The organism is Arthrobacter sp. M4, assembly GCF_020251205.1.
Lineage (GTDB): Bacteria > Actinomycetota > Actinomycetes > Actinomycetales > Micrococcaceae > Arthrobacter.
Map to the genome: position 1 here is coordinate 67,603 of NZ_JAIWYX010000008.1, position 21,816 is coordinate 89,418.

The 21,816-nt window shown below is 62.9% G+C and carries 21 protein-coding genes; 2 read left to right on the forward strand and 19 right to left on the reverse strand.

The genetic code is table 11. The features are described from left to right. Window positions 1-50: 50 nt before the first annotated feature. From LD110_RS14950 to LD110_RS14985, 8 genes are all read right to left on the reverse strand, one after another. Window positions 51-1,466 (reverse strand): MmgE/PrpD family protein, encoded by a 1,416-nt coding sequence (locus LD110_RS14950; RefSeq protein ID WP_225499632.1) that lies wholly within the window; start codon window positions 1,464-1,466, stop codon window positions 51-53. After that, entirely contained in the window at window positions 1,463-2,365 is a 903-nt protein-coding gene (locus tag LD110_RS14955; protein WP_225499633.1) for a polysaccharide deacetylase, read from the reverse strand. The genes LD110_RS14950 and LD110_RS14955 overlap by 4 nt, the downstream gene beginning before the upstream one ends. Further along, on the reverse strand, window positions 2,362-3,303 hold the full coding sequence (locus LD110_RS14960; RefSeq protein ID WP_225499634.1) for a polysaccharide deacetylase: 942 nt from the start codon (window positions 3,301-3,303) through the stop codon (window positions 2,362-2,364). The genes LD110_RS14955 and LD110_RS14960 overlap by 4 nt, the downstream gene beginning before the upstream one ends. Continuing rightward, window positions 3,300-4,169: an ABC transporter substrate-binding protein gene (locus LD110_RS14965; protein WP_225499635.1), complete on the reverse strand. Its 870-nt coding sequence runs from the start codon at window positions 4,167-4,169 to the stop codon at window positions 3,300-3,302. Before LD110_RS14965 ends, LD110_RS14960 begins: the two co-directional genes overlap by 4 nt. A gap of 113 nt (window positions 4,170-4,282) precedes the next feature. Further along, entirely contained in the window at window positions 4,283-5,077 is a 795-nt protein-coding gene (locus LD110_RS14970) for an amino acid ABC transporter ATP-binding protein (protein ID WP_308012446.1), read from the reverse strand. Then, window positions 5,074-5,994: an amino acid ABC transporter permease gene (locus LD110_RS14975; protein ID WP_225499636.1), complete on the reverse strand. Its 921-nt coding sequence runs from the start codon at window positions 5,992-5,994 to the stop codon at window positions 5,074-5,076. The genes LD110_RS14970 and LD110_RS14975 overlap by 4 nt, the downstream gene beginning before the upstream one ends. A 97-nt stretch (window positions 5,995-6,091) precedes the next feature. Beyond that, on the reverse strand, window positions 6,092-7,534 hold the full coding sequence (gene argH / locus LD110_RS14980) for an argininosuccinate lyase (protein WP_225499637.1): 1,443 nt from the start codon (window positions 7,532-7,534) through the stop codon (window positions 6,092-6,094). A gap of 482 nt (window positions 7,535-8,016) precedes the next feature. After that, window positions 8,017-9,093, reverse strand: coding sequence for a LacI family DNA-binding transcriptional regulator (locus LD110_RS14985; RefSeq protein ID WP_225499638.1), 1,077 nt, complete (start codon window positions 9,091-9,093; stop codon window positions 8,017-8,019). Window positions 9,094-9,619: 526 nt separating this feature from the next. On the opposite strand from LD110_RS14985, the gene LD110_RS14990 reads away from it, so the two are divergent. Beyond that, window positions 9,620-9,880, forward strand: coding sequence for a hypothetical protein (locus tag LD110_RS14990; RefSeq protein ID WP_225499639.1), 261 nt, complete (start codon window positions 9,620-9,622; stop codon window positions 9,878-9,880). Between the two features lie 200 nt (window positions 9,881-10,080). Here LD110_RS14990 and LD110_RS14995 read toward each other — a convergent pair whose 3' ends face one another. Next, window positions 10,081-11,175, reverse strand: a complete 1,095-nt coding sequence (locus LD110_RS14995) for a YhcG family protein (RefSeq protein ID WP_225499640.1) — start codon at window positions 11,173-11,175, stop codon at window positions 10,081-10,083. A gap of 396 nt (window positions 11,176-11,571) precedes the next feature. Between LD110_RS14995 and LD110_RS15000 the strand changes: the two genes are divergently transcribed. Further along, window positions 11,572-11,871, forward strand: coding sequence for a DUF4193 domain-containing protein (locus tag LD110_RS15000; RefSeq protein ID WP_225499641.1), 300 nt, complete (start codon window positions 11,572-11,574; stop codon window positions 11,869-11,871). Here the strand turns inward: LD110_RS15000 and LD110_RS15005 are convergent. From LD110_RS15005 to LD110_RS15050, 10 genes are all read right to left on the reverse strand, one after another. Beyond that, window positions 11,868-12,425 carry a hypothetical protein gene (locus LD110_RS15005; protein WP_225499642.1) on the reverse strand — a complete coding sequence of 186 codons (558 nt, stop codon included), beginning with the start codon at window positions 12,423-12,425 and terminating at the stop codon, window positions 11,868-11,870. The genes LD110_RS15000 and LD110_RS15005 overlap by 4 nt on opposite strands. Then, window positions 12,418-13,893, reverse strand: a complete 1,476-nt coding sequence (locus LD110_RS15010; protein WP_225499643.1) for a hypothetical protein — start codon at window positions 13,891-13,893, stop codon at window positions 12,418-12,420. Before LD110_RS15010 ends, LD110_RS15005 begins: the two co-directional genes overlap by 8 nt. Window positions 13,894-13,925: 32 nt before the next feature. Next, entirely contained in the window at window positions 13,926-14,216 is a 291-nt protein-coding gene (locus LD110_RS15015) for a hypothetical protein (protein WP_225499644.1), read from the reverse strand. Beyond that, window positions 14,209-15,009: an ABC transporter ATP-binding protein gene (locus tag LD110_RS15020; RefSeq protein WP_225499645.1), complete on the reverse strand. Its 801-nt coding sequence runs from the start codon at window positions 15,007-15,009 to the stop codon at window positions 14,209-14,211. The genes LD110_RS15015 and LD110_RS15020 overlap by 8 nt, the downstream gene beginning before the upstream one ends. A 22-nt stretch (window positions 15,010-15,031) precedes the next feature. Beyond that, a complete protein-coding gene (locus LD110_RS15025; RefSeq protein WP_225499646.1) occupies window positions 15,032-15,277 on the reverse strand; it encodes a hypothetical protein in 246 nt (81 codons plus the stop codon). Window positions 15,278-15,375: 98 nt separating this feature from the next. Further along, window positions 15,376-17,013: a GEVED domain-containing protein gene (locus LD110_RS15030; protein ID WP_225499647.1), complete on the reverse strand. Its 1,638-nt coding sequence runs from the start codon at window positions 17,011-17,013 to the stop codon at window positions 15,376-15,378. 294 nt (window positions 17,014-17,307) lie between these two features. Further along, window positions 17,308-18,264 carry a DUF4862 family protein gene (locus LD110_RS15035; protein WP_225499648.1) on the reverse strand — a complete coding sequence of 319 codons (957 nt, stop codon included), beginning with the start codon at window positions 18,262-18,264 and terminating at the stop codon, window positions 17,308-17,310. Between the two features lie 300 nt (window positions 18,265-18,564). Continuing rightward, a complete protein-coding gene (locus LD110_RS15040; RefSeq protein WP_225499649.1) occupies window positions 18,565-19,662 on the reverse strand; it encodes a sugar kinase in 1,098 nt (365 codons plus the stop codon). Continuing rightward, entirely contained in the window at window positions 19,659-20,333 is a 675-nt protein-coding gene (locus tag LD110_RS15045) for a bifunctional 4-hydroxy-2-oxoglutarate aldolase/2-dehydro-3-deoxy-phosphogluconate aldolase (protein ID WP_225499650.1), read from the reverse strand. The genes LD110_RS15040 and LD110_RS15045 overlap by 4 nt, the downstream gene beginning before the upstream one ends. A gap of 88 nt (window positions 20,334-20,421) precedes the next feature. Next, complete coding sequence (locus LD110_RS15050; RefSeq protein WP_225499651.1) at window positions 20,422-21,816, reverse strand: MFS transporter; 1,395 nt, start codon at window positions 21,814-21,816, stop codon at window positions 20,422-20,424.

The following is a 21,816-nucleotide window of genomic DNA, read 5'->3' on the forward strand; positions in this document are numbered from 1 at the left end:
GTGAATGTGGCTCAAAGGCTACGCGCGGTGGGTATGGCCAACAAGGGGATTCAGACCAATAACTCGGCCTCTGAGCTAGCCACAAGCATTTCCTGCAAACGGGAGATATCCGGCAGAACGTCCAAGCCCAAGACCGTGCGGACAATTCCCTCGGCGTTCCCATCACCCACACGTGGGCTCGCCAAGCCAACGAATTTGCCGATGGTCTCCTGGTCGCTGAGCCTGTTCGTCGAAGCACCGCGCGCTCGGACCGCCTGGAGCGAGTAGCTGCCCGAATCCGTCATCACCGTCACAAACGGTTCGGCCGCGCCGCCGTGCTGGTTGGGGTCAACCTCCAGGACGATCCGCTCCATCAACTCGGCCACGCGAAGGTCAGTGCGCCCGCCGACGGTGATGTCCTCCAACCCCACGCCTCCGCGAAGCAGTGCCGTGGCTAGGGCAAACTGCATGCTGAGCTGAGCCGACACCAGCGAGGACACGACCGCTTTTCCGCACATGTCCCTGATCAGTGCGCTGGTCCGGACCGTCACCGAATGTATGGCTGACGCCTCAATGTCGTGGAGGCGACGGAGTTCCAGGACCGCATCGATGGCCGAGTGGGTACTCCGGCAGGTGGCGTACGGCTTGATCGATGCCCTCTCCACCTGCCATTCCTTGCCGAGCGTCCCGTACAGCGCCGCTTCGTCACTGAGCCGCGCGCCGTCGTCGGACCTTCCGCCATACAGGTTCAGGAAGCCGCCCCACGGCGCCGAGAACAGGTCTGCGGGGCCAGTGAAACCGGAGCGGGCGAGCAGTGCGGAGTTCAGTCCGGCTTCAGCCGCGCGGCCAACATGCATGCGCTTGGACATGGCGCCGTCGCCGATGAACGCCCAGGTTCCGCCCGTGAAGGAACCGGCCAGTCCGATTGCCGAGGTCAGCCGCTGGTCGTCGAGACCCAACACGATCCCTGCGGCCGCGGCAGCCCCAAAGGTGCCGCAGACTCCGGTGGAGTGCCAGCCCAGGTTGTTGACGGCGTCGTACCCGCCCAGCGCGTTCTGGACCCGTCGCGCCAGTTCATAGCCTCCGACGACGGCGTGCAGCAGCCGCGCGCCGCTCACCGGCTTCTCGCTCAGGGAAGCCGCCGCCAGGGCGGCGGGGAGAACGACGGCGCCGGAGTGGTCGCAGCCACCCGAATCGTCCAGTTCGAAGGCATGACTCGCGACGCCGTTGATAAACGCGGCCGCAAGGGGAGGGGCCGACGCCGGCGATCCCCAGAGCACGGCGCTAACCGACGCTGTGCCGTACCCCGCCGCCATCGCCTCCCGGCTGATTGCGACTTCGCGGGATGCGGCTCCGGCGATGCCCGCGCCGAGCGTGTCCAAGATATGGATTCGGGCCCGATGGCGCACGGATTCTGGGATCTCGTCCGGAATGAGGGACGTGATGAATTCGGAGAAGATTCCGGATGCCGTCTGCAGGTGGTTCATGCGCCTTTGCCTGTGGTTGCGGTGGTGAGTGCGTGGAAGATCTCGGCTGGGTGGCCGGGAGCGTTTGACTGTCCGTAGCCACGCCACCAGCTGGCAACGTCGCCGCACGTAGCGATCCAGACGTCGTCGCAGCTCAGGACATGGTCCAGGAACTCCCGGAGCAGTCCGATCCGGCCCGGCGTCGCGATCAGTTCGGGGTGGACGGTCAGGACAAAGCACAGTCCCTCCGCCCGGTAGGCCTCGAACTCGATCAGCCAGTTGCTGAGTACCTCGCGGCTGGAAGCGATCCGGGGGCTGCCTTTGGGGATGGGCGGATCAAGGTTGAAGACGAAGTACGGGAAATCGTCCAACTCGTGGTGCCGGGGGATTTCAACCAGTTCAGCGGCACGGCCGGCGTGAAAATGCGGAAGATCATCGCCGTGCCACGAAGACGACCACGTGAAGCCTTCATCGAGTAACGCCAACGGCAAACCGTGAGCGTAGGAGCCGCGCCCTGCACGGAAGCCTGTGGGTTGGACGCCCAGCAGTGATTCGAAGGCGGACTGGCCCCGTCGGATCGCCTCCAGCTGCCCTTCCGCGCCCAAGTTGCTGAAATCCTCAAGCGCCCAGCCCATGTTGCCAAGCTCGTGGCCTTCGGCGGCAATCGCTTCGACCTGTCGCGGATAGGCCTCTGCATTGCGGCCGGGAATGAACCAGGTGGCCCGGATCCCGGTTCGGTCCAGTTCAGCGAGGAGCCGGTCCACACCGCGCGTGGCGCCATACTGCCCGACGGACAGGCTTTTGGCGCGATCGACGGCGTCTGGCGCTGCGGCAAGGACGGCCAGTTCCGCCTCGAAGGACACCGTGAGGATGAACGCGCTGCGCTTGCCGTCCGGCCACAGTGACGTTTGTTCGCTCACAGGGCCCCCTCGGTGCGTGTGGCGGCAGGACTTTGCCGCCACCAATCCGCAACGTTCCGGCACGTAGCGAACCAGACGTCGTCGAACGATTTCATGTGTTCAATCCAGCGGTCCAGCAGCACTGCGCGTCCGGGCCTGCCAACCACCTTGGGATGGAAGATCGTGGTCAGGCAGAGGCCTTCCGCGTAATAGCCGTCGAACTCGCGGGTCCAGTTATCCAGGGTTAACTCATAGCTCGCAATGCGGTCACCGCCGGACGGCCAATCCGGGTTGGTCGTGTAGGCCAGGGAGGCATAGTCGTCCATATCCGAGCGGGCCGGGATCTCCACCAGGCGAGCGGCTCGCCCAAGCCGCGTGCCGCCGTCGTAATTCAGCGCGCCGCCGTCGTACTTCTCACCGAGCGGCTGGGAGGCGGGGTGGAAGTACGGCCGGTCGTCGCCCCGCATGGAACTGGAGTATTCGAACCCCAGCTCCGCCAGGAGCGCCGGCGTCTCCGGGCGCCAGTCGCCGGACGGTGTGCGGAAGCCGACGGCGGTGGTGCCCAGGACGTCGTGGAAGATGCGTTGGCTGGTGGTGATGACCTCGCGCTGTTGCTCGAGGGTCAAGTCCCAGTACTTCTCGTGCTTGTAACCGTGGTGCGCCACCTCGTGGCCCGCGTCAACGATCTTGCGGCACTGCTCCGGCCACGTCTCCACTACCCAAGCGGGCGTGAAGAACGTGGCTGGCACGGCGTGCCGTTCCAGGAGCCGCAGGATACGGTCCAGGGCTCGGAATGGGCCGTAGGCGCCCTGGCTGAAGTACTCGGGGCGGTCCCAAATGGTGCCTTTGAGCATGGCGTCCCCGGTGGGGCCGTCCAGGTCGAAGGCCAGCGCGACGGCGGCCCGCTTGCCGTGCGGCCAGGCCGCCGTCGCATTTGCGTTTGGATCAGGGAAGGTCACTTGACTCCGTTGACTTCCGCGTCCATGGCACCGTAGCCCAGACCCCACTTGTCCAGGATCTTCTGGTAGTCGCCGTTGGCCTTGATCTTGGTGAGCGCGTCCTTGATGGCGTTGGTCAGCTGCGTGCTGTTCATTTTCACCAGGATGCCGAAGGGCTTGGCGGGCAGCGGGTCCAGGACAGGCTGGTACTTGCCGGGCTCGGTCTTGGCGAAGTACGCCAGGTTCTCTGCACCCTGGGCGGCAAGGTCCACGCGGCCCTGCTCGATCTGGAGACGGGCGGCGGCGCCGGAATCGGTGGCCAGGATGGTGATTTCCGGGAGGCCCTTGTCCACGCAAAGGGTCTTGCTCAGGGACTTGACCTGCTCGAAGTAGTCGGTCTTCCCGCTCACAGCGAGCTTCTTGCCGCAGGCATCGCTCTGCTTGGTGAACTCAGCGGCCCGGCTTCCTGAGGTGTACAGCCGACCCTGCGACTTGAAGTAGTCCACGAAGTCCGCGGTCTTCTGCCGCTCCAGCGTGTCCGAAATCCCGGACATCACCACGTCCACGCGGCCAGTCTGGACAGAGTTGATCAGCTGGTCGAACGGCGACTCGACCACTTCAATCTGGATGCCGAGGACCTCGCCGAGCTTTTGCTGCAGATCAATGTCGACGCCGGCAAGCTTCTTGTCGCTGTCCCGGAACTCCATGGGTGGGAAGTCGGGGGACAGGCCGATGCGCAGCTTGCCGGCACTCTTGATTTCCTGCGGCAGCCCGGTCTGGGCGGAAGCTTCCGGTGCAGCGGCCGTTCCGCTGACACAGCCGGTAAGTGCCAAGCTTGCGACGGCGGCCAGCGCGCCCAGGCGGGCGGCGTTCTTGAGGTTCTTCATGAATGGCTCCAAGGGATGTTCGGGGGACTATTCGGGGGAGTATTCGGGGGATGAGTCGGAATTATTGGGGGGATGAGTCGGAATTATTGGGGGTGATGAGTGGGGGAGGGCGGCTAAAGGACGCGGCTCAGGAACGCCTTGGTGCGCTCGTGCTGGGGATTGCCCAGGACCTCCGCGGGAGGACCGATCTCAACGATCTGACCGTTGTGCATGAACGCCACGCGGTCTGCCACTTCCTTGGCGAAGCCAATCTCGTGGGTCACCACAATCATGGTGAGGCCGGAGCGGGCCAGGTCCTTCATGACGTCCAGGACCTCGCCCACCAGCTCGGGGTCCAGAGCCGAGGTGGGCTCGTCGAAGAGGATGAGCTCAGGCTTCATCGCCAGGGCCCGGGCGATCGCGACGCGTTGCTGCTGCCCGCCGGAGAGCTGGCGCGGATAGGAGTTCTCGCGGCCGGCCAGGCCAACCCGGGCCAAAAGTTCGGAAGCGTGGCGCTTGGCTTCCGTGGCCCTCTCCTTCTTGACCAACACCGGACCTTCGATGATGTTCTCCAGGACCGTCATGTGCGGGAACAAGTTGAAGCGTTGGAACACCATGCCAATGTGCTGCCTCTGCCGGGCCGCTTCCTTGTCGGAAAGCTCGTGGAGGCTGTTTCCTACCTGCCGGTAGCCAACTACGTTTCCGCCAACCCAGATCCGCCCATTGGATACTGTCTCCAGGTGGTTGATGCAGCGAAGAAACGTGCTCTTCCCGGAGCCGGAGGCGCCCAGCAGGCAGACTACTTCTCCGGCGTTGACCTCCAGGTTGATTCCTTTAAGGACCTCGTTGGGGCCGAAGCTCTTGTGGACGTTTTCCGCCCTGACCAGCGCCGTACCCGTCGGCGTGGTGCTTGCCGCTACTGGACTCATGAGAAGGCCTTTCTGTTGGTGCCGAAGATGCCCAACAGCCGCTGGAACGGAGTCGGAGGGAGCTGCTTGCTGGAGGAACCCTTGGCGAAGAATCTCTCCAGGTAGTACTGACCAATGCTGAGGAGCGAGACGGCGCCCAGATACCAGACGGCACAGACGATGAGCAGCTCCATGATCCGGTTGTTCACGTAGTAGATGTGCTGGGCCTCGGACAGAATCTCACTCACGCCAATGGCGGAGGCGAGAGAGGTGGTCTTCAGCATGCCGATCACTTCATTCCCAACTGGCGGGATGATGACGCGCATGGCTTGGGGGAGGACGATCCGCCGCATGGCCTGGAGGCGGGTCATGCCCACCGCCTGCGCTGCCTCGGTCTGACCCTCGTCCACGGAGAGGATTCCGCTGCGGACAACTTCCGAGGTGTAGGCACCCTGGTTGAGGCCGAGTCCGATCGACGCCGCAACAAATGGCGTCAGGATGTCGATCATGCGCCCCTGGAAAATTCCCGGGATTCCTATGTAAGGGAAGATCAGCGCCAGGTTGAACCACATCAGCAATTGCAGATAGACAGGCGTCCCGCGGAATACCCAGATGTAAAGCCAAGCAACTCCGGAAGTAACCGGGTTCTTCGATAGGCGCATGATCGCGCTGACCACGCCCAGCACGAGGCCGATCACCATGGCGACGATCGTGAGGACGATGGCCACTCCGATGCCCTGGATCAGGACGGGGACGGTTAGGTACTGCTGGACGGTTGGCCAATCGATCTGAGCCCGGGAGAAGGAGACCCCCAGCCAGACCAGCAGGAGAACCACGGCTCCAGCGCCCACCCAGCGGCCGATGTGGCGGCGCGGAACGATCTTCAATTCGGGCGACTCCGCTGCCCTGGCGACGCGTGGTTCGGTTTCAGTGTTCATGGCTGTTCTCGGTTCATGGGCTGTACTCGTTCCTGGGCAGTTCTTGGAGAGTGGAGGGTTTTCATGCACGGATTTTCGATCATGCCCCAAATCACTTCTACTTTGTGCCTGTAGGGGCAACTCGCAGCCCCTTGTAGTCGGCGGTCCAGGTCTTAACCTGGTCGAGGTTCGCCCGGAAACGTACAAGTTGCTCGGCAACACGGTCCGGTGCGGTTCCGCCGAAGCCGGAGTGCGCTGACAGCGCGGCTTCTATCGTCAACACTGACTTCACTTCGGGGGTGAGGCGGGCGTCTACGGCGGCCAGTTGCTCGTCGCTGAGGTCGCCGTAGTCGAGGCTGTTGGCTTCGCAGAATCGGACCAGCGCACCGGAAACGTCATGCGCCTCGCTGAACGGGATGCCTTGGCGCGCAAGCCAATCGGCCACCTCTGTGGCTAGGGTGAATCCCGCCGTCGCTTGCCGGGTTGTTTCCTCAACATTGACGGCGAAGGTGCGTACCAGCCCGCTCAGCGCGGGAAGCGCCACCTCAAGGGTCTCGACGGCGTCAATCACCGCGTTCTTGTCCTCCGCCAGGTCGCGGTTATAGGCGAGCGGCAGGGACTTGACGGCGGCCATGAGCCCCATCAGGTCGCCGAGGACGCGACCCGACTTCCCCCGCGTAAGCTCTGCGATATCCGGGTTCTTCTTCTGGGGCATGATCGAGCTTCCCGTGCAATAGGCGTCGTCCATTCGGATCCAGCGGAACTGCTGCGAAGCCCAGGAAATGATCTCCTCACAGAGCCGGGAGATGTCGATCAGCGTGAGCGAGCAGACAAAAAGGAACTCGATGGCGGCGTCGCGGCTTCCGACGGCGTCGATGGAGTTCTCCGCGCTTGCCTCGTATCCCTGTTCCACGGCCGCGAGTTCGGGCCTTAGTGCGAATGTGGACCCCGCCAGCGCTGCGGCGCCCAACGGGGACACCGCTGCCCTTCGGTCCCAATCCTGGAGCCGGTGCAGGTCGCGGAGGAGGGGCTGGGCGTGTGCCAGGAGCTGGTGTCCGAACACCACGGGCTGTGCCGATTGCAGGTGGGTGAAGCCTGGGACAGGAGTGTTGAGGTGTTGGCTTGCCTGGTCCGCGAGTGCTTCGGCCAATTCCGCAACCAGAGATGCCACAGTCCGCGCTTTGTCCCGCATATAGAGGCGAAGGTCGTTAGCCGCCTGGTCATTGCGGGATCGCCCCGCCCTGATTTTTCCGCCGTGCGGGCCCATACGTTCGATGAGAACCCGTTCAAGGAAGGTGTGGACGTCTTCATCCGCTTCCTGCGGCTGGACGGCTCCGCAAGCAATGTCCCCGGCGATCGCGCTCAGGGTACTAAGGAAGTCCTGCAACTCATCATCGTTGATAAGGCCAGCGCGGTGGAGCTCCTTGACGTGGGCCCGTGATCCGTGAAGGTCGTAGGGGGCCATGGCGAAGTACCTAGGGTCGGAGCGGGAGAAGCGCGACAGCTCAGGGCTTGACGTTCCGGCGAAGCGTCCGCCCCACAGCTTGGTCTGTTCCGTCATGAATCAAAACTCCTAGATCTGACACTATTTCGGTGTCATTCAATGCAACCAAAGTATTTTTCTAGTAAACCAGCAGGGAATGCGAAAGCATTGCGAATCAGCCATTTGGAAACAAGCAGTTTACAAAACGTATTCGCTCGAGAAACACAGCGGCGACGCGGAGGATTCCGGAGCCATCGGATCACGAGAGACCGGTATCTTGTGAATCAAGACGCTACCGGAGACCGGTGTCTCTGGCAATGTTTTTTTGATTCTCCCCTGAAGAAGTTCCGAATCGGGGCTCGGGAAAGGCTCAGCTGTGTGGTTGGTCTCTCCACCGCTCCGCGAGATGGCAGTTGATGCCAATGTTGCGCGAAAACATTGGCATCAACTGCCAAGTCGGGCGGGAGCGGGGTGCGGCGGGAGCGGGGTGCGGAGAGGGCGGGGGCGGGGTTCGGCGGGGGCGGGCGGGACCGAGTGCCTTGCCCTGAGCGAGGCGACGGTTAGCGCCAGGTGTGGGGGAGACTCAGCTCTGCCACCGACTCCCGCTCAGCGAAGGATGCGGGCAGGAGATGATCCCGGGCTTCCGGGCCTTCGCCGGCGATCCGGGAGATGAGGACTTCAGCGGCGCGTGAGCCCATCTGGTAGGCGGGCAAAGAAACCGCTGAAATTGGTGGCGCGCTAACTGTCATCCAATCGGCGTCGTCCAGGCAGACCAATGAAACATCGTCGGGAACGCGTAGACCCATGTCCCTTATGGCCTGGAAAGCCGGCAAGGCGAGCCGGCTGTAGGACGTGATCAGGGCCGTTGGCCTGTCTGCTTCCGTAGAGCCAAGAAGGGACGTTACCGTTCCGTGGATTTGCTCTGGGAGGAGAACTCCGGACACCAGGACGTACTCCAAGCCCGATGCTGCTGATTCATCCTTGATGGCACGGACACGGTCCTCGATGGTGGAGATGGGCAGCGGATGTCCGGCTTCCAGCTCTTGCGGAGTCTTGGTGGTGGCAGAGACAAACGCGATCTTTCGGTGGCCGTGATTGGCCAGGTGAGTAACAACCGCGCGGCAATCGGAATAGCAGTCGGTACCCACCCAGTCGGCCTCAACCCCATCTGGTCGGCGATCAAACAGCACGAGCGGACGGTCCATGCGGACAACGTCCAAGAGATGCGCCGAGTCGCTCCGGGTGGCAGAGGCGACAATGAGTCCATCCACGCGTTTGTCAAGGAACACTTGGACGGCCGCCCGCTCCGCCTCCACGTTCTCATCCGTGTTGGCCAGTATGACGTCGAAGCCCAACTTCTTGGCGGTGTCCGCGATCCCTCGGACGGCCTTGGAGAAATGGGGATTCTCAATGTCGCTCACCACCACGCCGATGGTGTGTGACCGCCCAGAGCTGACGCTTCGCGCGAGGGCGTTTCCCCTGTATCCCAGGGTTTCGGCGGCCGCAGCCACCATCGCCACCAGATCCGGGCTGACGGAACCGTACCCGCCCAAGGCGCGTGCCGCCGTCGAACGTGACACGCCGGCGAGGCGCGCAACATCCAAAAGGCTGGCCGCCCGGCGTGTTCGTGGTTCCATAAACTAAAATCTACAACAATTCTTCCAAGAGCCGGATGAATTCATTTCGTAGGATTTCGTGACACCGGTATCACGGATTGCTGCGGATTCTCAGTAGGCTGGGTTAGCTTCAGTTGTGGATGCGCATCCCCCTGGCACTGCAAATGCCATCCCTTACGGTTGGTTCGGCTGCCAATACCTCTTCGAAAGGGGCCGACGTCCTTCGGTTGGTGTGGACCATCCACCACAATTGCTCGTGGGGATTCCAGACGATGGTGGGCTCAGCGGCGCCGTCTTCGATGGGGTCGCGGAAGAGCGGGGAGGTTTTTTGGTTGGGGCGGGAAGCGAAAAGGTCGCGTGCGGTAACTCTGTGAACGCTAACATGGGCGAGAATAACCCTAGGAACGAGGGTTTCAAGGTGTCAATGGGATTGGTGCTCCTGCCGCGCACTGGCGGGGGAACGACAATCTCAGTTCGTACTAAAGACAAGGACTGGCCGCGGACCTAAGATGGAAATCCCTTCGTTTCAACGCAGAAAGGAAGAACTATGGCCGAGCAGATCCCTGGAGAGGGCATCAATCCGGAGGTTGCAAGCCACTTGACGGAGTCCATGGAGACGCCGCAGGTTCCTGAGCCCGCCACGCTTGCCATGGCCCTGGGGCAGCCGCAAGGACAGAAATGGCCTGACGGCTACGGAAAGAACAAGCACCCGCGTGAGCGCTCCGCAAGCCACGGCCGGATGGGCCAGGCCGCCGCAGTCAACGCCGTGCACCGGACTGGCCGCCCGCAGATGCCGCACTCCTCCTGATTCAATAACGTCAACAAACTCTGAAACCGGCCCGGGATCCCCGGGCCGGTTTGGTTTGGATACCACCGCCGAGGCCCGCTAATGGGCCAGACCGAAGGCTTGTCCTTCGCAATCGCAGAAGGCCGCCCACCGCAAGCGTCGGGAAATCGGAGTCAAGGGTCGGTCACGTGGATCAACGACGCGTGCGGGCCAGCCGATTGCTAGGTAAGCTGCTCCGCTTCCAGGCTTTCTCCTGTGGACCGCGGATATCCGGCGTTTGTTGCAGTGTCCGGCTCCACCCAGTCAAGGGCATTGATGATGTGTCCTTCGTTGGGTAGGGCCCGCTGCTCTGCAGGCGGAAGTTTGTCATAGGTGTAGGCGGCGACGGCCATGGGCGAGGTGGAGCGGCCCAAACTGTACCGGACGCTGCGGTCGTTCTTCGTGCCGCAGATCAGGATGCCGACGGTTTCATTGTGATGCTCGCGGCGGAGGACGTCGTCGACCAGGGCTACGTAGAAATTGAGTTTGCCAGCCCACTCGGGCTGGAAGCGGCCAGTCTTAAGTTCGATGACCACGTAGCGGAGCTGTTCGACATGGAAGAAGAGCAGGTCAACGTAGTAGTCGTCGCCGTCGACGTCGAAGTGTACTTGCCGGCCGACAAAGGCGAACCCGGGTCCGAGTTCCTGCAGGGTTTCGGTGATCCTGTTGGTCAGGGCGTTCTCGAGATCTCGTTCGATCACTTCGCCGGACAGGCCCAGGAACTCGAAGTTATACGGATCCTTGGCCATTTGCTGGGCCAGTTCGGACTCCGGGGCGGCAAGCTGGCTGGTGAAGTTCGATGGCGCCGCGCCGGTGCGTTCCATCGAGCGGTTCATCATCATGTTCAGCAGAACGTTCCGGGACCAGCCGTACTGCACTGCCGCAGCCGCGTACCACTCCCGCTCCTCGGGGGTCGTGGACTTGTCTAGAATTGTTCGAATGTGGCCCCACGGTAAATGTGCCACAACCTGTGGCACATTTGCTTCGGCCTCCCATGCGCGCACCATGGCCGTCATGTACTGCAGATTTCGGGCGGACAGACCGGTCATGTCCGGAAACGCTATCCGGAGGTCGGCGGCGAGCCGGTTGATGACACCGCTGCCCCAACCCTGCCTGTCCTGGCGGGCCAGAATGTCTTTCCCGAGTGACCAGTAGAGTTCGATGGCCAGTTTGTTGACGGTTCTTTGCGCCTGGATCCTTGCGCCCTTAACCCGCGTCTTCAGTGACTCCAGCAACTCCGGATAGTCGGCCGGCAGGTCGATTTCTGAAGAGGTCATGGCTCTACCCTATCGATTTCCAATTGCGCCACAGGCTGTGGCGCAATTAGAAGCGCTATCTCAGTTAGGTGGAGGTGTGGCGGCCAGATCCCAGGAAGCTCCGTCCAGGCTGGGTCATGAATCACACCATAGTTGGAAGAATTGTGCTGTTCCTTACCGCGATTAACCGTCTAGGTGGTGAAAAGCGCGGAATCTAGCGGTCACCGATTTGGGATCTAGGTGGTGGAACCCTAAAAATAGGTGGTGGACTCCATCGGTCTAGGTGCTGCTACCGCCGTCCGCGACGTCGGATCGGCTGCCCGCGCTGGAGCCAATTTGCGCGTTCAGGGAATTTTCAGGGACATGCTGTACGTTGCATAGCCGACATTCCCATCCAAGAAAGAGGAATCACTAGAAGTGGCCACTGATTACGACGAGCTGCGCACCGACGTCAAGGAGAACCAGGAACAGTCCCTCCAGGCACTGCAATCCGCCAGCGCTCCTACAGCTAAGAGCGTCGTCCTGGAACTCGACGAAGCTGACGGCTTGGACAGTGACGGTCCCGGCGGCGAGATCGTTGCCGAAGAGCTGATCGTCCACGTCATTCCGCAGGCCAGCGACGAGTTCACCTGCTACTCCTGCTTCCTGGTCCGCCACCGCTCGCAGATCGCACGGGAAAAGGACGGCGTTGCCTACTGCGTGGAGTGCGAGGGCTAAGGAGTCCCTCGATCTTGAGGAGTGGGGGACCTCAGTGCCTGCCTTAGGGCCGCGCCGTCCCCCACACTCCGGAACAGTAGGGTCAAGTGCCCTAAACCAATGGCCGTTGCGGTCCACACCTGCAATGGCCACGAGGCAAATCCAGGCAACAGGACAAGCGGCAGCAACAGTGCCGAGGCCGGTCCCGCCACAGTCACCGTGATGTCCCGCACGGCCGGCAACGGCTCCCTGGTCAACCGGAACCTGCCGTTGGTGGCACTAAAGCTGGCTGCCGCCGTCGGGCTTATTAGCCGGTAAGCGGCCACGTGGCCGATTTCGTGTACGACGACGGAGGCCAGGAACAGCGCGACGGCTGAACAGAGCAGGGCGATGACTCTGGCATCCGCCGCATAGGCGGCCGCCCAAGCGGTGGCCGTTGCGGTCGCCGGCAGCCACACGAAGCGAGACAGGACCTTGACGACGGTCATGGTGGCTGACCACAAACCGTGAGGTAGCACTACCTCCACGTGCCCAGGCCGGACTGCCATCCGGAACAGCCGCAGGAAATCAGCCATCCTGCGAGACGCGATAAACGGTGGACGCCAGGGCTCCGGCAAGTACGAGGAGCATCATGCTGGTGATGATGACGTCCCCCAAGTAGGGCGCGTCGCCAAAAAGCGCCCCCAGCTTCGGACCTGTCCAGCGCGCTACTGCCAACGAAGCCGCATATATCAGGAAGACCGTGAATCCCGTGGCCCCGCTGGCCAGCGGCTGTTCGGTACTGAACGGGACCAGGATTCCGCCGATGGACGCTGCGCACCACGCGATGGCGGCATCCCCGAGCAATTGCGGTAGTTGCTCCAAGGTCAGCAGTCCAAACCCGAAAAGTACCCCTGCAAAGGCCGAGCCGATGGTCAACGAGATGACCGCGCTGGCCACAAGCTTAGGCCCAGCCCACGCAGTGCGGGACCCATAAAGATGACGTTGGAGCCAGTGGGTCTTGGCAGTAAGGCCGTATGACTGCAAGCCCAGGATGAACGGAGCCGTGGCCAGGCCCGGCGCCAGGGTGAACGCCACCACCCCATAGCCTTCGTGCTTCGACAGGAGGACGAGCCCGGCCAGGGCGACCGTGATGAGCAGTAGCAGGACCATAAACTGTTGGCTTCGGAGGAGCTGCACAGCGTCCACATAAGCGGCAGTAGCGAAGCGCTGGCGCGGCAACGAGGCGTTGGCAAAGGTGCGAAGGGTGGAATCAGCTTGGTTGTCGAAATCCCGTCGCGCCGCCGTCAGGATCAGAACTAAGGGCACAACCAGCCACAGGAGTATCAGCGCGTAGTCTGTCCACCCGGCCGACGAAGCGCTCCACAATAGCGCCAGGCTCCGGGCCCAGACCCGGTGGGGGGCCAAGTCCCTTAGGCCGTTGGCGTGGTCAGCCATGCTGGAAGGTATGGGCAGGACGTCGGTCCACACCAGGGCGATCGTCAGTCCAAAGCAGGTGGTACCCGCGAACGACACGGCGTAGTACCGCGGCAACCTTAGAAACCGTCGGTACACGTAGCGAAGGCACTGAAACAAAGCCAGGACTAACAATTGGCTGCCCGCCGTAAACAGGACCAGAGCCGCTGACGCTGCAAGGGCTTGGCCCCACTGGGTACTGTTGCGCCACAAAGCTGCGTACGACGGGAGCGTCAGGCACAAGGCAAGCACGGCTGACACCGCGAGGATGGGTAATTGCAGGCCAAGCAGCACCGCACCGCGCGATGCCGGAAGAAGTTCAAGAACAGTAGCTAACGAATTCTTCGCCGGTGCCAACATCGAAAACAAGGCCGTGAGAAAGGCGACAGTCAAGAATGAACCGGCCATCATGAAGGACAGCGTGCCAGCCGTCATGACGGGCGCTTGATCTTCGGTCTGTCCGTTGGACATCACAGCAAGAAGCGTTCCGAAGGCCAAGGCTGCCGCAAGAGCCGCAGCGGCGAACCATCTAATTGCAGTAGGGGAGAGCCGCAATTGTTTGGCCGTTTCCCGCGTCCAGGCAGTCATAGAACTGCGGGCGATCGTGGCGGAGGCTGGCATTATTCGTGTTCCGGCGTGTGGTTTTTCTTATCGCTAAGGGCAGCAGCGATTCCACAGATCGCGGCAGTTGCAGCCACAATGAGCAGCAGACCGGTGGAATTGGGCTGGAATTCCACGGCCAATGCGTCATTTTCTGATCCTGGCGTAGCTGAGAAAATCCCGGGAAGGTCCGCGGTGGAACCCGTCACTATTGCCGTCACGATGGTGGCAACACTCATAATGAATGCCAGGGCTGCCCCTGCCAGAACGCCGCCAAATATTGCCCCAAATACTTTTGTAGCCTTATTCATTGTTCATCTCCTTCGCGGGTCCAGAACGGAGTGCGGCGTGCAGGTGCCGCCTGCGTTGCTCCTGCTGTTCAGTCAGTTTGGTGACGTGTAGGAAGACGGCCTCAAGCGTCTCCGCCGAGCCATATTCTTCTTTCAGCGCCGCAGGGCTCCCCAGCGCTATTTGGGCGCCTTGGTGCAGGATCATCACTTGATCGCAGTCCCGTTCGGCACGCAGCATGTCGTGGGTGGCGATCAAAACGGAGCCGCCTGATCCGGTGAAGACAGCTATGAGTTCCCGCAGCACCGCAGCAGCCTCAGGGTCCAGCCCGCGGAAGGGCTCGTCAAGGATCAGGAGCGACGGCTTGTGCATTACGGCTGCGATCAACTGGAGCTTGCGCTTCATCCCGTGCGAATACTCGCTGATGGAGCGCGTCAAAGCTGGTGTCAGCCCCAGCGCTTCGGCCAGCTGGGCAGCCTCGGCCCCATCACTTCGCCTCCTGATCCTGTGATGCAGTTCAAGGTATTCCCTGCCGGTCAACGAGAGCGGCAAAGGCAGATCGTCCGGCGCAAAGCCGAGGAAGACGCGGGATTTCTTGTCCTCAATAGGAAACCCGCTGACTGTGACCAGACCCTGGCTCGCCTCTAGAAGGCCGGTCAGGATATGCAACGTGGTGGATTTGCCTGACCCGTTAGGGCCGAGGAGACCAAAGACTTGTCCCGGAACCACATCGAAGGATATGTCCCGGACGGCTTTTACAGCCCCAAAGTCTTTGCTGATCCCCTCGACCCTGCAGGTGAAATGCTCAGATTTCAAGATGTCACTTCTTCAGGAATGGCTACCGTGCGCAGTAAAGCTTCCAGGTGCCGCCGGACTGCCAGCTCGGCATATCGAACGCCGGCCATGCACCCCTCTGCTGGCAGTACCAGAACCAAGCCGCAACGAATCCGAAAGCGATAATGACCGCGATGGGAATAACGATCAACAGCGGTGCGATGTCGTTGTTGCGGCGGCTCATCATGTTGTTTGAGGTTTCCTGCAGCAAACCGGGAACGGTGAGCAGCATTAGTGCGAGCTTTTGCATTTCATCTCCTTTGTTTGATTTCTTATTGGCGCTAATTACTGACTTGGGAGAAGATCCCTCCCTTTTGAAGCCACCGCGGGCAGACGGTTTCTCCAAACTCACAAAACTGGTGGATTTGCGGGGCGCCTCGACCTACGCCAGCGGGTCATTCCGACGGCCGTGGCCCCGGCGAGCGCCAAAATCAGCGCTGCGGGCAGGAACGCAAGGGATGCTCCGGTGGAGGCCAAGGCCGCAGGGATCACTGCATCGTCGCCGGGAGTGACTGCTTTGATAGCTGGCCCCGGCACAGGATCGCCAGCGTTTGGACTGTCTGGACCGGCCGGAGGCGTCACGTCCAGGGGACCGGGTTGAGGGATGCCCGGCGCGGCCGGCGCTGGCCCAGTACCCGGCGCGGAACCCGGCCCACCCGGCCCGGAACCCGGCCCACCCGGCCCGGTCGGCGCCGGAGGCGCGGCGGGCGCCGTGGTGATGACCAATCGGTAGTCCTCGACTTCGCCGGAATCCGCGGGTCCCGTGGGAGATTCAACCTGGCTGGCGTTGTACCCGACTCGGAAACGGGCGAATGTTGCGCCCGCAATTGGGGCAAGGCCAGACCACGTCAGCGACGCACCGGTAGCACCGCCCGCAAACGGTGCGCACGTCCGTTCGGCGAGGTCGAACGTTCCGTTAATATCGGCGTCGACCCAGCCGCAGACTGTGCCCGCTTTGCTGGCCCCGGCTAGGGCGACGGTCGTCGAGTAGCCGCTGTTGGAGGTAGTAAGCGGGGGCAGCGTGACGCCGTCGTCGCCGTCGTCGCCGCTTGCAGTGGGACCCGAGCTGGGCGAGACTGCGCCGTTGGCCACAGATGCGTTGTCTTCGCTAACCGCGCTACCCAACGTGACATCGGAGAGGACCGCCCGGGCGGCGTTGCCGCCGTCGTACGACGCCGGGGCGTCACCGAAGTCCTCAGGCGCGGACGCGAGCAAGGTGAAGCCGTCAATATTCTTCCCGCGATCCAGGACTGGATCGATGGGCGCTGCGGGAACAGCCGGTGTTGCTTGGGTGCGCATGGCGCCAACGTTGAATGTCAGCGAACTAGTGACGCCGTTCAGTTGAACGGATCCACAAGCGGAAGTCGCAGCAGCGGGGTAGGCGAGCGGTGGCCCGTCCTGCTGGTTAGTGTCGCAGCGGTATCCCGTGCTGTGGTTTACCGCCGTGATGGTTTTGGCGCCCAGCACGGCCAGATTTCCGCCGCTCAGCTTGGAAATGCCTACTCCGGGGCTTGCCAGAGTCAAGACCGCGTGGAGTTGCGTCTGGGCTGTGATGGTTGTTCCGGTGTTCCGGCCGACGCTCGCGCCAAGGCCCGCGACAGTGAGGATCGGGTTCCGGACTGGCTGGCTGAACTGGACGGTGATGGTCCCCAGTCCTTCGCAGGGTCCGACGTCGGGACAGTTGTTGAGTGCGTCCGTCCGGAAGGCGGTGGCCTCCGCTGTGGCCGGCAAACCAGGCGTGTAGTCACCAGGAACGTAGCCACGGTTGCCCAGTTGGGTGGCACCCGCAACGGTTGTAAGCCCGGTGGTGGCGTACGTGGTTGTAAGCGCCGAGCCGGGCATGGCCATGGCGGCAGTGCCACCACCCGATGTCGCGGGCGAAACCGGCACTTCATAGGCAACTGCCGGCGCCACGATCCCCAAGGCTGCCACGCCCAGTGCGAGTGACGCCGACCCCAGCCGCAGGACGATAGTTCTGGCTTTCATGCTCCCCTTTCAAAGCTTCATGCCGGAGGGGAGTGCCTTACTTGGAACAAAGGCCAGCGAGCCCCTCCTGCTGCGACAGTAGGGGCTCGGATTTGGGGAACTTTGCCGAGGGTTTGCGGTCTAGGTGGTAAAAACCGCGGAATCTAGGGCCTGTGGATTTTGCGTCTAGGTGGTGAAAGCCCGAATCTAGGTGGTGGAGTCAGCGCGTCTAGGTGCTGCCACGGCGCTGGTTGCGGCCTGGGCGGCGTCGAGTGTCAGGTCGTGGACGGCGTCGAGTGTCAGGTCCTGGACGGCCTAGAGTGTCAGGTCCTGGACGGCCTCGAGCGACCGCCTCAAGGGCAGTAGTCGGGCTTCCAAATCGACTTCGCCGGGGACTGCGGCAACCTTGACTCCCGAATAGAGCAGCTTCGGGCCGGCGGCGTCGAGAGTCCGGGAGATGGACTCGAGTGTCATCAGGGAGTCCGATGCTGTTCCGGCTTCCGTTCCGTGAACAGGGACATGGACATCCGCAAATGCACCGCCGTACACGGTGGACACGCCCGAAGCTCCGGAGAACATCACACCCAGGAGGTCGGAAGCCTCAGCAATCTCGCTGACGTGCTGCACCGGACCCTCCGGACCACGGGCCTCGATGGCGGATCGGCCCCAGTTCACGGTGAGGCCCAATCGTGTTCTTGTACCGGCGTTGACTTGCTGGACCGCCGCGATTTCCTCCTGGAGGCTTAGGAATCCCTTTTGGCTTTGCCCGGCTGGCAGCCCGGCGTCGCAATGCTCGATCGCCAGCGCAACGCCATTCCAGTTCCAGGACGCGATCTCCGCAAGGGAGGAGGCAAAACTCTCGGCAGAGGAACTGGCGCCGTGCCGGTTAGGCGCGGAGTGGAGTTCGACGGCGGTAACGGCGTCTGGGCCGATTGCCGAGCGGATTCGCTGGACGTCGCCGAAGAGGCCTTCGATATCCCGGACAGCCTGGGCCCTGGAGTGCTGGTCGTCTGATGCCAGGCCATAGAGCGGATTGGTGGCCACCCGCTGAGCGGTGCCCGGGATCGCCGTGACCACAGATCGCCAGGAAGGTTCCAGCAGCGACAACAGGTGATCAAGTCCCGAAGGGTGGAGGGTGCCGGTCCACGGCAGTTCGAGGCCGTCGATCAATGGTTCGGATCGAAGCAGCTCATACCACCGTGCTTCGGCTGCGGCGTCGGAGGCCAACTGGGGAGGGGCGGCGGCGTAGGCGCCGGCAATTAGGTGCGTCATTGGCATTCTTTAAATCATACTTATTAGTGATTATTGGAGGTAGCGAAAGACTGTCCAGGGGCCTTTGAGGAGGGCGCACCATGACCTGTGGCTGGCTGCGAAGAAGGGCGTGCGGCAGCCCGTGCCAAGTTTGAATACAGCTGGCTGACCGCAACCTAGGCATTGGAGCTTCCCGCGATGGCGCTCCCGCCACTGGGGGTCCAGGGCGCCGAATTCCGTTGCCTCCCAGTCAATGCCATCGGCAAGGCTGACGGCTCGCTTCATGGCGATTCTCTGTGAATTTCGCTGGACATAGGCCTGCTAGCGCAGCACGGGTTCCCTGGAGTCGAGCAGGGAGAGCTCGCTCCGGCGAGGGAATCCCTCCCAATCCCCGGGAACCAGGCAGGCGAAGGCGCCGGTTCGAACGGCCGTCTCCAGCCGCCGTCGGGTATCAAGGCCGGAAACCAGTTCAGCTAGGTAGCCAGCGACAAAAGCGTCACCAGCGCCGACGGTGTCTACTACGTCCACCGCGACGGCGGCCTGCCGGTACAACTCGCCGTCGATCATTGCGACGGCGCCCTCACCGCCGAGCTTTATCACCACCTGGGTGGGACCCATGGCAGCGATCCGCCGGGCGAGCCCTTCGGCGAGGCCGCCGTCTAACCCCTTATCGCCGTCGAACCCGGTACCCTCGTGGAACCCGGTACCGCCGTGGAACCCGGTACCGCCGTGGAATCCGGTACCGCCGTCGAACCCCGTATCGCCGTCGAACCCGGTACCGCCGTCGAAGGCCAAACCGCCGACGGCGATGGCCGCCTCGTCGACTCCGGCAAACACTATGTCTGCGACCGGAATGATGTCCCGGTACGACCGCCCTGCATCCTCGGACGACCAGAGGTTGGCGCGGTAGTTGAGGTCGAAGGAGACCGGAACGCCGGCCGCGCGGGCAGTTGCCACGGCGTAGCGGAGCGTGGCCTCGGCCTGCGTCGACAGAGCGGGCGTGATGCCGCTGACGTGCAGCAGCGCCGCCCCGGCGATGAGGGCTTCATCGACGTCGGCCGGTGAGATTCGCGATCCAGCACTGTCCCGCCGGTAGTAGCTGACGCGCTGGATGGCGGGCGTGCGACGCTCCTTGATCATCAGCCCGGTTGGGGCAGAAGGGTCGACGGCGGCACGTACCTCGACCCCTTCGGCGCGGATTTCCCGGATCACCAACTGACCGAGCGCGTCGTCGCCGACGCGGCTGCACCAGACCGCCTGGACGCCGAGGCGCTGGAGCCCGATGGCCATATTGGATTCGGAACCGCCGATTCCCAGGCCCAGGCTGGAAGCGTGTGACAGCGGACCGGGCTGGTCAGCCCGCATGAGTGCCATGGTCTCGCCAAAGGTGAGGACGTATGGCTGGGAGGGGATGCTCATCGCGAGCCTGCCTCGTCAACCAGGCCTCGCACGCGCCGAGCCCGCTCGGTGAGGGTCCTGAGGCTTCCACCCTTGAATGCATCGCCGAGGAGCGGTCCGCCCAGGCTAACGGCCAAGGCACCCGCCCGGATCCAGCCGGGCACGTCGTCGATTTCCACACCGCCGGACGGAATGACCTGGATGTCCGGAAACGGGCCACGCAGCTGCGATACATAGCCCGGGCCCACCGTGGAGGCAGGGAAGACCTTGACGGCGGTGGCACCGAGCCTCCAGCCGGAGTGTAGTTCGGTGGGCGTGAGACCGCCCGGGAACACCGGGACTCCACGCTGGGTGCAGACCGTGACAATCTCCGGATCTGTGACAGGGGTGACGATGTAGGCGGCACCAAGATCGAGCGCGGTCACCGCCTCGCCAACTGTGGTTACCGTACCGACACCCAGTTCCACGGCGTCCCCGAACCGCTGCCGTAGGCGGGGAAGCTCCTCCCACACACCTGGCGTGCTGAGCGTTAGCTCGATGCTCAGGACACCGCCGTCGCGCAGGGCGTCGATCACGGGAGAGTAGTCCATGGCGTGTTGTGCCCTTAAGACGGCGACAACCCGAGTCTGGCTAAGGATCGCGGAGGGAGCGGGGCGGGTAGGCGCGGCCGTCGGATCTTCTGTGCGGAGCATGGCTTTCCTTGGATAGTTGCTGCGTAGGGACGGGCGCCGCGGCCTTGAAGGGAGACCGGGCGCCCGCCGCTTTTCTGGGGTCGGCTGGTTACTGGGATTCGACGGCGGCGAGGTCGCCGTCTGTGGCCCGAGAAGCTACCGCGCTGGCAGGAAAGGGGTCGTGGCTTGCGTCCCGCTCTGCGGTGAGGTCGCGATTCACGGTCTCCGGTGACATGCGCGTTGCGATGAAGCTGATGAGCATGGTCACGGACATGTAGATCGCCACCGGAATCCAGGAGTTGCTGAACATGCCCAGCAGTCCGGCGCAGATCATGGGTGCCACACCGCCACCGATGATTGATGAAAACTCGCGGCCAAGGGTGACCCCGGCGTAGCGGTAGCGGCTTCCGAAGACCTCGGGGAAGTAGCTCATGTGGACACCCACCACGCCCTGGCAGGCCAGGACGAAGCCGGTGACGATCACCAGGACAATCGCAACAGGCGAACCCGTGGTCAGCAGCATGAACGCCGGGGCCGGGAAGAGCACCAGTGCGCCAGTAATCAGGGAAACAACCCGACGGCGGCCAATCTTGTCCGAGAGCGTGCCGAAGCCGATGGCTGCCACGCCGCCGCACAGCGAACCGATGAGGAGCACCTGCGGAATGAACTTGGGGTCCGTGCCCACAACGGTGATGAGGTAGGAAGCCATAAACACCTGGATGGTGTAGGACTGCGTGCTGACGCCGAGGTTCATCAGGATGACGCGCAGGACGTTGGCCTTGCCGTACTTGGCCACTTCCTTAAGCGGCGCCGGAGGGGCGGTGCGGACCTGCTTGATCTCCTCAAAGACGGGGGACTCATCCAGTTTGCGCCGGATCACCAGGGCGGCAATGGTGACAAAGATGCTGGAGAGGAAAACGAGGCGCCAGCCCCAGGTCATCATGTCATTCGGCGCCAGGGCCTGGGCCGCGATCCAGACAAGCGCTCCCAAGGCTGTACCGGCGGCTGCGCCCACCATGATCAGGGACGCGAGCCGTCCACGCGTTCCAGGAGCGGCAGATTCGGTCAGAAGCGTTGCGCCACCTGACTGTTCCGCACCCGCGCCGAAGCCCTGGGCCGCGCGGCAGACGCACAGCAGGACGGGCGCAAACAGTCCAATCTGCTCATAGGTTGGAAGGAGCCCAATAAATAGGGTTGCGCCGCCCATCAACAGCAGGGTGACCACCAGGATCCACTTACGGCCAAGCCTGTCGCCGTAGTGGGAGAAGAAGATGCCACCCAGCGGCCGGAACAGGAAGCCGACTGCGAAAGTGGTGAAGCTGGCCAACAGTGCCGTGGCCGGATCGACGTTGGGGAAGAAGAGCTTGCTGAAGACCAGGGCCGACGCCGTGCCGTAGATGACAAAGTCGTAGAGCTCCAGGGTGGTGCCGATAAGGCCTGCGACGGCGGCCTTCCGGACTTTGCGCTGGTCCACCGGGGTTGGCGGAAGTGCTGCAGTGGTCAT

Coding starts and splice junctions, on each gene's coding strand:
- LD110_RS14950 (WP_225499632.1), bottom strand. CDS start 1,466: ATGAACCACCTGCAGACGGCATCCGGAATCTTCTCCGAATTCATCACG.
- LD110_RS14965 (WP_225499635.1), bottom strand. CDS start 4,169: ATGAAGAACCTCAAGAACGCCGCCCGCCTGGGCGCGCTGGCCGCCGTC.
- LD110_RS14970 (WP_308012446.1), bottom strand. CDS start 5,077: ATGAGTCCAGTAGCGGCAAGCACCACGCCGACGGGTACGGCGCTGGTC.
- LD110_RS14975 (WP_225499636.1), bottom strand. CDS start 5,994: ATGAACACTGAAACCGAACCACGCGTCGCCAGGGCAGCGGAGTCGCCC.
- argH (WP_225499637.1), bottom strand. CDS start 7,534: ATGACGGAACAGACCAAGCTGTGGGGCGGACGCTTCGCCGGAACGTCA.
- LD110_RS14985 (WP_225499638.1), bottom strand. CDS start 9,093: ATGGAACCACGAACACGCCGGGCGGCCAGCCTTTTGGATGTTGCGCGC.
- LD110_RS14990 (WP_225499639.1), top strand. CDS start 9,620: ATGGCCGAGCAGATCCCTGGAGAGGGCATCAATCCGGAGGTTGCAAGC.
- LD110_RS14995 (WP_225499640.1), bottom strand. CDS start 11,175: ATGACCTCTTCAGAAATCGACCTGCCGGCCGACTATCCGGAGTTGCTG.
- LD110_RS15005 (WP_225499642.1), bottom strand. CDS start 12,425: ATGGCTGATTTCCTGCGGCTGTTCCGGATGGCAGTCCGGCCTGGGCAC.
- LD110_RS15010 (WP_225499643.1), bottom strand. CDS start 13,893: ATGACTGCCTGGACGCGGGAAACGGCCAAACAATTGCGGCTCTCCCCT.
- LD110_RS15015 (WP_225499644.1), bottom strand. CDS start 14,216: ATGAATAAGGCTACAAAAGTATTTGGGGCAATATTTGGCGGCGTTCTG.
- LD110_RS15025 (WP_225499646.1), bottom strand. CDS start 15,277: ATGCAAAAGCTCGCACTAATGCTGCTCACCGTTCCCGGTTTGCTGCAG.
- LD110_RS15030 (WP_225499647.1), bottom strand. CDS start 17,013: ATGAAAGCCAGAACTATCGTCCTGCGGCTGGGGTCGGCGTCACTCGCA.
- LD110_RS15035 (WP_225499648.1), bottom strand. CDS start 18,264: ATGACGCACCTAATTGCCGGCGCCTACGCCGCCGCCCCTCCCCAGTTG.
- LD110_RS15040 (WP_225499649.1), bottom strand. CDS start 19,662: ATGAGCATCCCCTCCCAGCCATACGTCCTCACCTTTGGCGAGACCATG.
- LD110_RS15045 (WP_225499650.1), bottom strand. CDS start 20,333: ATGCTCCGCACAGAAGATCCGACGGCCGCGCCTACCCGCCCCGCTCCC.
- LD110_RS15050 (WP_225499651.1), bottom strand. CDS start 21,816: ATGACCACTGCAGCACTTCCGCCAACCCCGGTGGACCAGCGCAAAGTC.